Here is a 14,172-nt window from a genome sequence, read left to right on the forward strand (position 1 = left end):
GAACGCCAGGCTGAGCTGCTGGCCACGCTTGGCCAGCGCGGGATAACCGCTGTAGCCATCGGCCTGCAGGATACCGCAATAGTTCCCCAGGTGCGCTTGGGCGCTCTCACTCTTGCGACCGGGCGCGTAGACGTAGGCCACCAGTGGTGGATCATCGCCGCCCCATGGCCGATCGTCGCGGGCATAGGCCCAGAGCTGCCCTGTCTTCGTCCACCCGCGTCCGGGATCGAGTACGGGGGCGGTGGTCTCATCCGCAAACAGACGTTGGGATCGTCGCAGCTCTTCGATAATGCGATCTCGGAAGGGTCGCAGATACCGTGCCGCCCGGCCAACCCAGTCAGCCAAGGTCGAGCGATCGAGTTGGACGCCTTGCCGCGCGTAGATCTGGGCCTGTCGGTAAAGCGGGGCATGATCGGCGTACTTGGTGACCGCACATGCGCGATCAGCGCTTCGGTGGGAATGCCGCCCTCCACGATCCGCGCTGGTGCCGGTGCTTGCACGACTGCGCCTTCGCAGGAGCGGCAACCATAACGCGGGCGGCGCGTGACTAGCACGCGGAAGCTGGTCGGCACGACATCGAGACGCTCAGCCACGTCCTCGCCAATTTGGTGGAGCGCGCCACCACAGCAAGGACAAGCCGTCGCTTCAACATCGACAACCTGTTCGATCCGCTCGAGATGTGCGGGTAACAGCATCCGATTACGTGCCAACATACCCCGATTTACTGCTTGCATCCGAAGGGGCGCCCACAAATGCCATTGCAACATTGCAAAGCATTTTGTGGGGCAACCGCTTAAAATAGCTCAGCTAGATCCTCACGTGCCTCGCCTCGCGACTTCCTCATATTTGCTGAGGGCCTTTTTTGGTCACCTTCTGGACCTCAGTCGCCAAGTCACTGCCTGGATCCACAAACGCGTTGTGTGAGAGATTGCCAACCACTCGTGATGCAGTGCAATAGGGGCCATGCGGATCGCCATCGTCGATGAAAGCGCCTCTCGCGCCGCCGTCATCGGCGAGGGCCTTGCCGCGCTCGACGATTGCGAGCTGTTCGTTGTTACCGAACGGCGTGGCCTGGTGGCCCGCATTGCGCATATCGATCCCGACATTGTGCTGATGGACTTGGGCAATCCCTCGCGCGACGTGCTCGAGGAATACTTTGCGGTGAGCCGCGCGCTGGCCCGCCCCATCGCAATGTTCGTGGACGAAAGCGACGACGAGGCGATCGCCGCCTCGATCGACGCAGGCGTTTCGTCCTACGTAGTCGACGGCCTTGCCCCGCATCGCATCCGTCCGATTCTTGACCTGGCGGTCCGCCGCTTCAACGCTTTTTCGCGGTTGCAGGCGGACCTTGCCGAAGCCAAGGGCCAGTTGGCCGAGCGCGCGGCGATCGACACGGCCAAGCGCATTCTGATGGACAGCCGCGGCCTGACCGAACCGCAGGCTTATGCCGAACTGCGCAAGACCGCGATGAACCAGGGCCGGCGGATCGCGGAGATCGCCGAAGCGGTGGTCACCGCGCACAAGCTGATGGGAGGCACATGATGGAAAGCCAGCAATGTCCAGCGAACTGACCGTCGGGTTCCTGCCGCTGGTCGATGCGTGCCTGCCGATCCTTGCCCGCGAGCATGGCTTTGCCGAAGCGGAAGGGCTGTCGCTGCGGCTGGTGCGGGACATGAGCTGGGCGACCGTTCTCGACCGCCTGCTCTATGGCCATAGCGATGCCGCGCACATGGTCGCCCCGCTGGCCATCGCCACGACGCTCGGCCGGGGGCGCCCCGCCCAGCCGCTGGCGGTGCCGTTCGTGCTCGGCCTTAACGGCAACGCGCTGACCATGCGGCCTGACCTTGCCCGCCGCCTGACAGCGCCCGGCCAGCTCGCCGATCCGGTTAGAGCTGGCGCCGCGCTCCGACTGGTGGCGCAAGAGCGCATCGCGGCGGGTGACCGCTTGCGCTTCGGCGTCGTGCACCGCCATTCGACACACAACCACATGCTGCGCTACTGGCTGGCAGCCAGCGGCATCCGCCCTGACCACGATGTCGAGATAACCACTGTGGCACCGCCCTTCTGTGCTGATGCGCTGGATGCCGGCGAAGTCGATGCGATCTGCGTGGGCGAACCCTGGAACAGCGTGGCTGTCGAACGCGGCGCGGGCGAGATCGTCATGGTCACCGCGCAGATCTGGCGGCGCGGGGTCGAGAAAGTCCTGACGATGAAGGAGCGGCTGGTCGACCAACGCCGCGACGATGTCGAGGCGCTGGTCCGCGCGCTGATCCGTGCCGCGCGCCATTTCGTCGATCCGGCCAACTGGGACGCCAACGCCGCGATTCTGGCCCGGCCGGAATACCTCGACGGCAGCGCCGCACTGATCCACCGCGCGATTTCGGACCAGCTGATGCTGGCAAAGGGAGGCGCGATCGTGCCCTTCCCCGATTTCATGTTCCAGTATCGCGAGGCGGCAAACTTTCCGTGGGTCAGCCAGGCCGAGTGGCTCTACACCCAGATGGTACGCTGGGAACACGGCGCGATCGTGCCCGAAGAAGCGCGCAAGGCGGCCCGCGTGTTCCGCCCCGATGTCTACCGTAGCGCGCTGGTCGGCAGCGCCGAACCGCTGCCGGGGGCAAGTTCGAAGGTCGAAGGAAGCCTTGCCGGGACCACCGTCGTCGGCACGCAGCAGGGGCGGATGACACTGGAAAGCAACCGTTTCTTCGATGGCGGGGTGTTCGATCCGGCCGATCTTGCAGGCTACCTTGCCACCCTGCCGTAAGATCGATTTCATGCTGCGTCGCAAAAAGCGCTTTACCTCGCAGGGGCGAATCGCTTAGCCTTGGGCTGCACGATGGCCGTGTCCCGACGAGGGGGCGCACCGCAGGCCAGCCGTGCACAGCATCAACAACGCGTGGCAACGTCGCCGCCCGATCTGGCCCTTCCGGCCAAGTCGAGGCGGCTTTTTTGTGTTGCGCGTCGGCAGGAGCCAACCCGGCGTGGGCAGCAAGGAGCGATCAGCGCAGCAGCAGCGAGGCGACCAGCGCGGCCGCCAGCAGCGCGCTGGTGCCCTTCCAGAACATCGCCGGATCGCGTTCGATCAGCGGCCGGCGACGGGCGGCGGCAAGGCCCAGCGCGCCGCCGCTTTCGAGCGCGCGGAGCAGTTCCACCACATCGCCAAAGCGGTCCTCGCGCCGGGGCGCGATGGCGGTCAGGATCGCGGCATCGAGCCAGCTCGGGATTTCCGGGCGATGGCGCGAAGGCGCCGGCGCGATGCCAAAGCGTGGGCGCTGGAACGCCTCCTGCTCGCCATAGGGCCACTTGCCGGTGAACCAGCGGTAGAGCGTGACGCCCAGCGCGAACTGGTCGGTCAGCGCATCGCCCGCGTTGCCGTCGAACTGTTCGGGCGCCATGAAACCCGGCGTTCCCGGAATCTCGTCGGGATGGAAATCCTCGACACGCGGCAGCCGCGCGACGCCAAGGTCGATCAGCTTCACGCCGCCGTCACCGGTCAGCATGACGTTGTCGGGCTTCACGTCGCGGTGGACGACTTCGAGCTTGTGCAGCGCGGCAAGCCCGCGCACCAGCCCGATCGCCGCCTGCCGCGCCTCTTCGAGCGGCGGATTTCCGCGCTCCAGCCGCGCATCCATGCTCTCGCCTGCCAGCAGCGGCAGCACGGAATAGAGCCCGCTCTGCCGTTCGGGCCGCACCGGGCGCGCCGCCAGCACGAAGGGGCTAGCCACCCGGCGCGAAAGCAGCAATTCGCGAGCGAAGGCCAGCCGCAGCGCATGGTCGGACAGGATCTCGCGGCGGGGGAACTTGAGCACCACCCGCTCGCCGTCCTCCTCGTCCGTGGCGACAAGCAGCACGGCGTGGCGGCCTTCGCTCAAGGCCCGCTCGATGCGGAATCCGTCGATGGTCTCGCCAACGCCCGCCGGGGGGACGAAAGGCAGCCCGGAGACTTCGGCGAGGATGCCGTCGTGATCGGGCGCGGGCAGGCGCACCACGTCGAGTACCAGCGCGGTTGCATTGTCGCGGCCACCGGCGGCGAGCGCCGCTTCGACCAGCCGCTGCGCCGTTGCCTCGGCACTCGCATCCTCACCGATAATCGCGGCGAGGCGGGCTGCCGAAAGCACCGCGTGCACGCCGTCGGTGGTGAGCAGCAGCCGGTCGCGTTCGGCAAGTTCCAGCGTGCAGTGATCGAGCCGCAGATCGGCCTCGAGCCCCAGCGCGCGGATCAGCACGTGATTGAGGTCGGGCTCGGGGCGGACGTGATCGGTGGTGAGGCAGGTCAGCCGGCCCCCGGCAAAGCGCCAGGCGCGGCTGTCACCGACATGCGCCACATGCACCTGGCGCCCGCGCAGGGTCATGGCGGTGAACGTGGTGCCGCTGTTGGCCATGCTCTCGCCCCGGCCCTGCACGTTGAGCCAGCGGTTATAGGCGCCCATTGCCTGCCCGATGGCGCGGGCCGGCCCCAGCGTTTCGGGCAGCGCGTAGAAGCCTTCGACCAGCGCGCGCACCGCAAGTTCTGCTGCGGCGCGGCCCTGCTTCCCGCCACTTACCCCATCGGCCACCGCGGCAACGATGCCGTGGCGGGCACGCTCGGTCGCGGTGCCAAGATGCACGCCGCCGAAGTCCTGGTTGTCGTCACGCGGCCCGGTCGCACTGAAAAATCCAGCCGCAACAACCAGTTCTCCACCGCTCCGCATGTTCGCTTCAGCCCCTTGCGCCCGGGCACGTCGCCCGCCCGCGTGAGGATCGTTCCAATCCACCACCCGTCAAGTGCAGAGAGGACCATCTATGGCCACGGTTGCCATGCCATCCGCTAAGCCCGCGCCGCAGGGCGCCACGACCAGCTTCTGGAAATCCGGCCACAGCCCCACGCTGCTCGCCGCGTTCCTTTATTTCGACATGGCCTTCATGGTCTGGGTCCTGCTCGGCCCGCTGGCGCCGATCATCTCGAAGGAGCTGGGACTGGACCCGGCCCAGAAGGGCATGATGGTCGCCATCCCGACGCTTGCGGGCGCGGTCATTCGCCTGATCAACGGTGTGCTGGTCGATCGTATCGGTCCCAAGCTGACCGGGACGATCAGCCAGATCGTGGTCATCGCCGGACTGTTCGTGGCCTGGCACTTCGGCATTTCCAGCTATCAGGCAACGCTTGCGCTTGGCGTGATCCTGGGCTTTGCGGGGGCGAGCTTTGCCGTGTCGCTGCCGCTCGCCAGCCGGTGGTATCCGCCCGAACATCAAGGCAAGGCCATGGGCATTGCCGGCATGGGCAATTCGGGCACCGTGTTCGCCTCACTGTTCGCTGCGCTGCTGGCCAAGGCCTATGGCTGGACCAATGTCTTCGGCTTTGCGCTGATCCCGCTGATCGCGGTTTTCGCCTTTTACCTGATCGCCGCCAAGGACAGCCCCGACCAGCCCGCGCCCAAGCCGCTTTCGGCTTACGCCTCGGTGCTCAGGGAGGCGGACGCCTGGTGGTTCATGCTGTTCTACTTCGTGACGTTCGGCGGCTTCGTCGGTCTGTCGAGCTCGCTGCCCACGTTCTATGCCGACAGCTTCGGCGTCACCCCGGTGATCGCCGGCTACTGCACCGCCGCCGCCGTCTTCATGGGCTCGCTGCTGCGCCCCATGGGCGGCGCGCTGGCCGACCGCTTCGGCGGTATCCGCACGCTCACCGCGGTCTACGTGGCCGCCGCCGTGCTGCTCGGCGTGATTGCCATGGTCGCGACCAGCGGCCTTGCGATCGCGGTCGTGCTGTTCGTCGCTGTGATGGGCACGCTGGGCGTGGGCAACGGCGCCGTGTTCCAGCTGGTGCCGCAGCGCTTCCGCAAGGAGATCGGCGTGATGACTGGTCTGGTTGGCTTCGGCGGCGGCCTTGGCGGGTTCTACCTCGCAAGCTCGCTGGGCGCGATCAAGAAGGCCACCGGCAGCGCTTCGCTCGGCTTCATGATCTTCGCTGCACTGGCGATCGTCGCGCTGGCAGGGCTTACCGCGGTCAAGAGCCGCTGGCGGACCACTTGGGGTGCCGCCCTTTCGGGCGCCCGCATCTGACCTGAGCTGCCGGGTGACCGGGGCGGCACGCTACCGCCCTGGCCCCACAACATGAGGGAATTTCCAACCATGAAGACCATGCTTCTCGGCGCCGCTGCACTGGCAGCGCCGCTTGCCCTCGCGCAGCCCGCGCTTGCCGCGCCCAAGGCTTTCGGAGATCCGGTGCCGGTTACCGACACGCTGACCTTCGATCCCATGCTGGATGCACGCCTGCGCTGGGAAAACGTCGACACACCGACCAAGGACGCCGATGCCGTCACATTGCGCCTGCGCAGCGGCTTCGAACTGAAGCACGCGCCCTCGCATCTTTCCGTGCTGGCCGAAGCGGAAAGCACGCTGGAAATCGACAACCACTTCAACGGCCTGGCGTTCGTTCCCGACAAGGCGCGTCCGGACTACGCTATCGTGCCCGATGCGGCCAACGTCGAACTCAACCGCTTGCAGATCCAGTACCGTACCAGGCAGCTGGGGCTGACGGTGGGCCGCCAGCGCATCAACCTTGACGATCAGCGCTGGGTTGGCGGTGTGGCCTGGCGCCAGAACGAGCAGACCTTCGACGCCGTGCGCGGCGAAGCCACGATCGGCCCGGTCATGGCCGACGTGACCTATGCCAACAGCCAGCGCACGATTTACGGCCTCGATGCTGGCCCGCGCACGGCCTATGACGGGAACTTCTGGTTCCTTCAGGCGGGCGTGAAGCAGGGCTCGGTGACGCTCAAGGCTTTCTCATACCTGCTCGATTACGATACCAAGGAGCAGGTCGGGCCACTGGCCATTACGCTGGCCGACACCCAGACTTATGGCGTGCGCGCCACCGCCGCACTGCCGCTGGGCAAGAAAGCCAAGCTGAACCTGATCGGCAGTTATGCTCACCAGCAGGGCTGGAAGGATAACCCGGCCAAGTACGGCGCCGATTACGTGAACGCCGAAGCCGGGCTTGCCGCCTATGACTTCACCGCCACGGGTGGCTATGAAAAGCTCGGTTCCGACAAAGGGATCGCGCTGCAAACGCCGATGGCCACGCTGCACAAGTTCAACGGCTGGGCCGACCTGTTCCTGACGACCCCGAAGTCCGGCCTCGAAGATGTTTACGTCGGGCTCGCCAAGGCGTTTCCGAAGCTGCACGGGCTGAATGCCAACGTTACTTGGCACGATTTCCATTCGGACGTCGGCCACGTAAAGTTCGGCGAGGAATGGGACGCCAGCGTGGGCTTCAAGGTGCGCAAGGTGGCGCTGCTTGCCAAGTATGCCGATTACAAGGCCAAGGGCTTTGGTGTCGATACCACCAAGTTCTGGCTTGAGGCGGACTACGCTTTCTAAGCGCGGTTTCTGCGCGTTGCATGGGGCGGAACGCGGTTCGTCCAGGGGCCGCTTTCCGCTTTCCATTGCTGCAGCGCAAAAATGTTGCTTGCGCTCAACGCCCCGAATCGGTTAGCCTTTGCTTCGAAGGTACCAGCGCCACCCAATGAAGGGTGATAGAGCGCCACCTGAACCATCACCATTGCGTGGCATCGTCGCCGCCCAGACCTCCCTTCACCGGGATGCGTTCGGGCGGCTTTTTCGTGTTCACGCATCTGCCAGAGGGAAATCCCGTGAACACCCCGACGACAGTGCTAGACAAGCAAGCCCCCGCAACCGTCCCGGTTCGCGAACGGCTTGCGGTGATCGGCAACGGCATGGCCGGATGCCGCGCCGTGGAGGAAATCCTCGCCCGCGATCCAGACCGCTTCGATGTGACCATCTTCGGCGCCGAACCGCGGGTGAACTACAACCGCATCATGCTTTCGCCCGTACTGGCGGGCGAAAAGGCGTTCGAAGACATCGTCATCAACGGTCCCGAATGGTACGCCGACAACGCCATCACGCTGGTTTCGGGCGATCTGGTGGTTTCGATCGACCGCGACACCCGCACCCTGGCCACCCGTTCAGGGCGGATCGAGCCTTACGACCGCCTGCTCATCGCCACCGGTTCCGACCCGTTCATCATCCCGGTGCCCGGCCATGATCTGGATGGGGTGGTCACCTTCCGCGATCTGGACGATGTGGACCGGATGCTGGCCGCAGCGGACAAGGGCGGTTCGGCCGTGGTGATCGGCGGCGGGCTGCTCGGGCTTGAAGCCGCGCACGGGCTTGCCTTGCGCGGCATGAAGGTCACCGTCGTCCACATCATGCCCACGCTGATGGAGCGCCAGCTCGACGAAGCGGCGGGCTTCCTGCTAAAAAGCGAACTGGAACGGCGCGGCCAGACCATCGTCACCGGCGGCGACACTGCCGAGATCACCGGCGCCAACGGCCAAGTCACCGGCGTGAAGCTGAAGGACGGGCGCGAATTCCCGGCCGATATCGTCGTGATGGCGGTGGGCATCCGCCCCGCGACCGGGCTTGCCAGGTCGGCGGGCCTTGCCGTCGAGCGCGGCATCGTTGTCGACGATCACATGGTGACGAGCGACCCTGCCATCATGGCGGTGGGCGAATGCGTCCAGCACCGGGGCCAGTGCTACGGCCTGGTCGCCCCGCTGTGGGACATGTGCCGCGCCTTGGCCGATAATGCTTGCAGGGATGAGGGGGCTTGCGAGCAGCCCACCGGCTACACCGGCTCGGTCACGTCCACCAAGCTAAAGGTATCGGGCATCGACCTGTTCAGCGCCGGCGACTTTTCCGGCGCAGACGGTGCCGAGGACATCGTCATGCGCGATGCCGCGCGCGGGATCTACAAGCGCGTGGTGGTGCGCGACAACCGCCTGGTGGGCGCGGTGCTCTATGGCGATACCGCCGACGGATCGTGGTACTTCGACCTGCTGAAGAAGGGCGAGGACATCTCCCCCATCCGCGAAGCGCTGATCTTCGGACAGGCCTTTGCCAGCGGAGGGCCATCGCTGGACCCTAATGCCGCCGTTGCCGCCCTTTCGGACGATGCCGAAATCTGTGGTTGCAACGGCGTTTCCAAGGGCCAGGTCGTCGCCTCGATCAAGGCCGGGGCGTGCAGCCTCGATGCGGTGCGCTCCACCTGCAAGGCTTCGGCGAGCTGCGGTTCGTGCACCGGTCTCGTCCAAAGCCTGCTCGCGCTGACCCTGGGCGACGAAGTCCAGTCGGGGCCGAAGACGCTGTGCAAATGCACCAGCTTCGGCCACGATGACGTGCGGCGCCTGATCTTGGAAAAGAACCTTAAGGCGATCCCGCAGGTGATGCAGGAACTGCACTGGAGGACGCCCGATGGCTGCGCTTCGTGCCGTCCGGCGCTCAACTACTACCTGCTCTGCGCCTGGCCGGGTGTCTACGAAGATGATCAGAAGAGCCGCTTCGTGAACGAGAGGATGCACGCCAACATCCAGAAGGATGGCACCTATTCGGTGGTCCCGCGCATGTGGGGCGGCCTGACCAACCCCAAGGAACTACGCGCCATCGCCGATGTGGTCGAGAAGTACAACGCGCCGATGGTCAAGGTGACTGGCGGCCAGCGGCTCGACATCTTCGGCATCAAGAAGGAAGACCTGCCCGCAGTCTGGGCCGATCTCAACGCCGCCGGGATGGTTTCGGGCCACGCCTATGGCAAATCCTTGCGCACCGTGAAGACATGCGTCGGGTCGGAATGGTGCCGCTTCGGAACGCAGGATTCGACTGGGCTGGGCGTCAAGCTGGAACGCATGACCTGGGGTTCGTGGATGCCCCACAAGTTCAAGATCGCGGTCAGCGGCTGCCCGCGCAACTGCGCCGAAGCGACGATCAAGGACTTCGGCGTGGTCTGCGTCGATTCAGGCTACGAACTGCATGTCGGCGGCAATGGCGGGATCAAGGTGCGGGCCACCGACCTGCTGTGCAAGGTCGCGACGGAGGCCGAGGCGATGGACGTGTGCGCCGCCTTCATCCAGCTTTACCGCGAACAGGCGCATTACCTTGAACGCACCGCGCCGTGGATCGAGCGGGTCGGGCTGGATCACGTCAAGGCCGGCCTGTTCGACGATCCCGACCGCTTGACCCGGCTCGCCGCGCGGTTCCGCCATTCGCAGCTGTTCTGCCAGGATGATCCCTGGGCCGAACGCGCCGCGGGCGCCCATTCCGAACTTCACCAGCACCTTGCCGAGGTGCGCCCCCTTCAGATGGAGCAAGCATGATGTTCGGCGATTGGCTCGATATCGGCCCGGTGGACCAGATCGCCCCGGGCACCGCGCGCACCCTGCCGGTGGTCGGCGGCGAAGAGATCGCGGTATTCCGCACCCAGAACGGCGAATTTCACGCGCTGATCAACAAGTGCCCGCACAAGCAGGGGCCGCTGTCGCAGGGCATCGTCCACGGCGGCATGGTCACCTGCCCGCTGCACAACTGGAACATCTCGCTGAAAACCGGCGAGGCGCAGGGTGAGGATAAGGGGTGCGTCCCCGTCATACCGCTCAAGGTCGATGCCGAGCGCATCTACCTGCTGCGTGCCGCCGTACTGGGCCAGCGCGCAGCGTGAGCGAAATCCGCACCACCTGCGCCTATTGCGGCGTCGGCTGCGGCATCCGGGCCGAAGTCACGGGGCCCCGGACGGTGACGATCCGGGGCGACGAGGCGCACCCCGCCAACGTCGGCCGGCTCTGTTCCAAGGGCACCCACCTCGGCGAGACGGTTGGCCTCGAAGGCCGCCTGCTCTCGCCGATGATCGGCAACCAGCGCACGGACTGGGACAGCGCACTGAATCTCGTCGCCGAACGGATGCGCGCGACCATTGCCGCGCACGGGCCAGACAGCGTGGCCTTCTATGTCTCGGGCCAGTTGCTGACCGAGGACTATTACGCCGCAAACAAGCTCATCAAGGGCTTCGTCGGCACCGCCAACATCGACACCAACAGCCGCCTGTGCATGGCGAGCGCGGTCGCCGCGCATAACCGCAGCTTCGGCGAAGACCTTGTTCCGTGCTCGTACACCGATCTTGAAGAGGCCGACCTCGTCCTGCTCGTCGGCTCGAACACCGCCTGGTGCCATCCGGTGATCTGGCAGCGGATCGAAGCAGCGCGCGAGGCGCGGGGCACGAAGATCGTCGTGATCGACCCGCGCCGCACCGAAACCGCCGAGCAGGCCGACATGCACGTAGCCATTGCACCCGATGGCGATACCACTCTGTTCAACGCCCTGCTCCACGCGCTTTGCGAACGCGGGCTGGCCAAGGTGGAAGCGTGGGACGGCCTTGCCTGCGATCCGGGCATTCCCGCCCGGCAATTCGCCGCGCTGGTCGACCTCGTCGCCGCAAGCCCGCGCATGGTCACGCTGTTCAGCATGGGGGCGAACCAGTCGACCGGCGGCACCGACAAGGGCAACGCGATCATCAACCTGCACCTTGCCACCGGGCGCATCGGCCAGGCCGGCGCGGGGCCGTTCAGCATGACCGGCCAGCCCAACGCGATGGGCGGGCGCGAAGTTGGCGGGCTTGCCAACACGCTTGCCTGCCACCTCGGCTTTTCCGAGGCAGAGCGTGCCGATGTCGCCGCCTTCTGGAACACGGACCGGCTCTGCCCCGGTCCCGGCCTGAAAGCGGTGGACCTGTTCCGCGCGATTGACCAAGGCGGCGTCCGATTCCTGTGGGTGATGGCGACCAACCCTGCCGTATCGATGCCTGATGCGGCTTTCGTGCGGGCCGCGCTGGCCAAGTGCGAAACGCTCGTCGTGTCCGACGTGATCGCCGATACCGACACCGCCCGCCTGGCCCACGTCCGCCTGCCCGCGCTTGGCTGGGGCGAAAAGGATGGCACCGTCACCAACTCCGAACGCCGCATCAGCCGCCAGCGCGCCCTGTTCGCACCGCCGGGCATGGCGCGGGCCGACTGGGCGATCATCGCCGACGTGGCCCGCAGGCTTGGCCACGGCGGGGCCTTCGCCTGGAACAGCAGCGCCGATGTGTTCCGCGAATATGCGGCGATGACCGCGCTGGCCGCCCGACACGGCAAGGTGCTCGACCTGACGGCGCACGCCGCGCTGTCGGACGAGGCCTACGACGCGCTTGCGCCGTTCCAGTGGGGTGGCCGGCAGGCGCTGGCGCCCGAACAGAAGATCGTTCCGGTCCGCCCGGCGCAGATGCACTTCGATCCGGCCTTCCCGCTGCGGCTCAACACCGGGCGCTATCGCGACCAGTGGCACACGATGACCCGCACCGGGCTGAGTCCCAAGCTGTCGCAGCATCGCCGCGAGCCGCTGCTGGAAGTCCACCCCAAAGACGCAGCCGCAGCTGGCCTGGCCGAAGGCGCTCTGGCGCGCGTGCGCACCCCGCAAGGCAGCGCAGTGTTCCGCGTCGCGTTCGATCCGGGCCAGCGCCATGGCGAAATCTTCGTGCCGATGCACTGGAGCGATGCGATGGCGGGCGATGGGCGCAGCAACTGGCTCGTGGCACCGAACGTCGATCCGGTGTCGGGCCAGCCCGGCTTCAAGAACGGCCCGGCGCGGATCGAACCGGTCGTGGCCGATTGGCGCGCCTTTCTGGTTTCGGTCGAAGCGGTGCGCCCTCAGGGCATTCCCTACTGGGTGGCTTCGCGCCTGCCGCAAGGCTGGCTGATGGAACTGGCCGGCGAGGGCAGCGTAAATGTCGACGCGCTGCTTGGCGAAGGCGAGCGGATCGAAGTGGTCGACACCGCGCGCGGGATGCGCCGCATCGTCGTACTGGCAGGGGACGGCACCGTTGCCGCTGCGCTCTATGTCACCCGCAGCGGCACGCTGCCGGCGCGCGACTGGATCGCCGCACAAGTCGGCCTTGGGCAAGCGGCCCCGGCCGAACTCCTCGCCGCTCGCCCCGCCTCGCCCGCGCCCGATCCCGGCCCGATCGTCTGCGTCTGCCACGGAATTGGTGCGCGCAATATCGAGACGGCAGCGCGCGGTGGCGCGTGCACGGTCGCTGCCATCGGCGCGGCAACGGCAGCGGGCACCAATTGCGGTTCATGCCGCCCGGCGATCGCCCGGCTGCTCGAAACGATCACCCCATCATCCGAGGAGAAGGCGGCATGAACGACGATTTCCCGCAAGGCAGCGTATGGCTGGTCGGCGCAGGACCGGGCGATCCCGAACTGCTCACCCGCAAGGCTGAGCGCCTGATCGCCCGCGCCGATACGATCTTCCACGATGCGCTGGTCGGCGAAGGTGTGCTCGGGCTCGCCCCGCCCACCGCACGGCTGATCTATGTCGGCAAGCGCTCCGGCCGCCACTCGAAGGACCAGACCACCATCGACCGCCTGATCGCCGAAGCGGCGCTGCGCGGCGAGCGTGTCGTCCGGCTGAAAGGCGGCGACCCGGCAATCTTCGGCCGGGCGACTGAGGAACTAGACGCGTGCCGCGCGGCGGGCATTGCCGTCTCCATCTGCCCAGGCATTACCGCCGCGAGCGCCGCGGCAGCCTCGCTCGGCGCATCGCTCACCTTGCGCGGATTGGCCCGGAAACTGACTTTCGTCACGGCCCACGCTCGCGCCGGAGAAACGCTCAATCTCGATTGGAGCTCGCTGGCAGACCCGCAGGCGACTGTGGCGATCTACATGGGCAAGGCAGCTGCGAGCGCGGTCTCGCACGGGCTGATCGGCGCTGGCCTGCCGGGCGATACGCCGGTCGCCCTCGTGGAAAACGCCAGCCTGCCGAACGAGCAACGTTTCCATACCCGGCTCGACCTTCTGCCACTGGCCGCGCGGACGGCGCTACGTGACGGACCAGCGCTGCTGCTCATCGGGCAAGCGCTCAAGCGAACATCGTGGGGCGCTGGGGCGGCACGAAGGACACTCGAAGCATGAAAAGAGTACTCGGGTGGTTAATTCAGCATCTCGATGCTGACACGTGCCCCCGATGTGGTGCGCCCATCGCGAGAAAATGCGGGAAGGTTTGTCCGGGCTGTTCTTGGAGACTTTCGGAAAATCCTCGAAGGTGAGCTTTGTAACTTGGCACCTGATTTTTCACGCTGCCTCGGCCCAGGCCATTAAAGAACGCCGGTGTCTGTAATCTTGGGAGTAGGAGAAAGGCGTTTCGGAACGCATCGGATGACCGGTTTCGGTTTATCCGGACGTTCGAAGTCTCGCTGCCACAAGGCCGCTTTGTCGAAGGGTTTCGGACGCCGGCAGGCGTACGAAAGTCTTACAAGTACGACCCGCGGTGAGGCTCGCACAGGTCTATGGGTAAAAGGGCTTTGGT

At 66.3% G+C, this 14,172-nt stretch carries 9 protein-coding genes and 1 pseudogene; 8 read left to right on the top strand and 2 right to left on the bottom strand.

Translation table 11 applies throughout. The features are described from left to right. A pseudogene (locus tag FHW97_RS21705) lies at positions 1-701 on the bottom strand (IS66 family transposase); the annotation flags it as partial. Between the two features lie 262 nt (positions 702-963). On the opposite strand from FHW97_RS21705, the gene FHW97_RS21710 reads away from it, so the two are divergent. Together FHW97_RS21710 and FHW97_RS21715 are read left to right on the top strand one after the other, a co-directional pair. Then, positions 964-1,542: an ANTAR domain-containing response regulator gene (locus FHW97_RS21710; protein WP_022678162.1), complete on the top strand. Its 579-nt coding sequence runs from the start codon at positions 964-966 to the stop codon at positions 1,540-1,542. Between the two features lie 13 nt (positions 1,543-1,555). Then, entirely contained in the window at positions 1,556-2,764 is a 1,209-nt protein-coding gene (locus FHW97_RS21715; RefSeq protein ID WP_054132371.1) for an ABC transporter substrate-binding protein, read from the top strand. Between the two features lie 235 nt (positions 2,765-2,999). Here the strand turns inward: FHW97_RS21715 and FHW97_RS21720 are convergent, their stop codons facing one another. Further along, a complete protein-coding gene (locus FHW97_RS21720) occupies positions 3,000-4,691 on the bottom strand; it encodes a bifunctional protein-serine/threonine kinase/phosphatase (RefSeq protein ID WP_022678163.1) in 1,692 nt (563 codons plus the stop codon). 91 nt (positions 4,692-4,782) lie between these two features. Here FHW97_RS21720 and FHW97_RS21725 point away from each other — a divergent pair, with 91 nt between their 5' ends. The 6 genes from FHW97_RS21725 to cobA all read left to right on the top strand — a co-directional run bounded on the left by FHW97_RS21725 (position 4,783) and on the right by cobA (position 13,778). Beyond that, positions 4,783-6,039 (top strand): NarK/NasA family nitrate transporter, encoded by a 1,257-nt coding sequence (locus tag FHW97_RS21725; protein ID WP_168353154.1) that lies wholly within the window; start codon positions 4,783-4,785, stop codon positions 6,037-6,039. Between the two features lie 69 nt (positions 6,040-6,108). Then, on the top strand, positions 6,109-7,359 hold the full coding sequence (locus FHW97_RS21730; protein WP_022678165.1) for an alginate export family protein: 1,251 nt from the start codon (positions 6,109-6,111) through the stop codon (positions 7,357-7,359). A gap of 221 nt (positions 7,360-7,580) precedes the next feature. Then, positions 7,581-10,151 carry a nitrite reductase large subunit NirB gene (gene nirB / locus FHW97_RS21735; protein WP_022678166.1) on the top strand — a complete coding sequence of 857 codons (2,571 nt, stop codon included), beginning with the start codon at positions 7,581-7,583 and terminating at the stop codon, positions 10,149-10,151. Further along, positions 10,151-10,492 (top strand): nitrite reductase small subunit NirD, encoded by a 342-nt coding sequence (gene nirD, locus FHW97_RS21740; protein WP_028658358.1) that lies wholly within the window; start codon positions 10,151-10,153, stop codon positions 10,490-10,492. Before nirB ends, nirD begins: the two co-directional genes overlap by 1 nt. After that, positions 10,489-13,008, top strand: coding sequence for a nitrate reductase (locus FHW97_RS21745; protein WP_054132370.1), 2,520 nt, complete (start codon positions 10,489-10,491; stop codon positions 13,006-13,008). Before nirD ends, FHW97_RS21745 begins: the two co-directional genes overlap by 4 nt. After that, positions 13,005-13,778, top strand: coding sequence for a uroporphyrinogen-III C-methyltransferase (cobA, locus tag FHW97_RS21750; RefSeq protein WP_054132369.1), 774 nt, complete (start codon positions 13,005-13,007; stop codon positions 13,776-13,778). The genes FHW97_RS21745 and cobA overlap by 4 nt, the downstream gene beginning before the upstream one ends. Positions 13,779-14,172: the final 394 nt, after the last annotated feature.

Origin of the sequence: Novosphingobium sp. SG754 (genome assembly GCF_013149315.1) — a bacterium.
Lineage (GTDB): Bacteria > Pseudomonadota > Alphaproteobacteria > Sphingomonadales > Sphingomonadaceae > Novosphingobium > Novosphingobium capsulatum.

Coding starts and splice junctions, on each gene's coding strand:
- FHW97_RS21710 (WP_022678162.1), top strand. CDS start 964: ATGCGGATCGCCATCGTCGATGAAAGCGCCTCTCGCGCCGCCGTCATC.
- FHW97_RS21715 (WP_054132371.1), top strand. CDS start 1,556: ATGTCCAGCGAACTGACCGTCGGGTTCCTGCCGCTGGTCGATGCGTGC.
- FHW97_RS21720 (WP_022678163.1), bottom strand. CDS start 4,691: ATGCGGAGCGGTGGAGAACTGGTTGTTGCGGCTGGATTTTTCAGTGCG.
- FHW97_RS21725 (WP_168353154.1), top strand. CDS start 4,783: ATGGCCACGGTTGCCATGCCATCCGCTAAGCCCGCGCCGCAGGGCGCC.
- FHW97_RS21730 (WP_022678165.1), top strand. CDS start 6,109: ATGAAGACCATGCTTCTCGGCGCCGCTGCACTGGCAGCGCCGCTTGCC.
- nirB (WP_022678166.1), top strand. CDS start 7,581: ATGCGTTCGGGCGGCTTTTTCGTGTTCACGCATCTGCCAGAGGGAAAT.
- nirD (WP_028658358.1), top strand. CDS start 10,151: ATGTTCGGCGATTGGCTCGATATCGGCCCGGTGGACCAGATCGCCCCG.
- cobA (WP_054132369.1), top strand. CDS start 13,005: ATGAACGACGATTTCCCGCAAGGCAGCGTATGGCTGGTCGGCGCAGGA.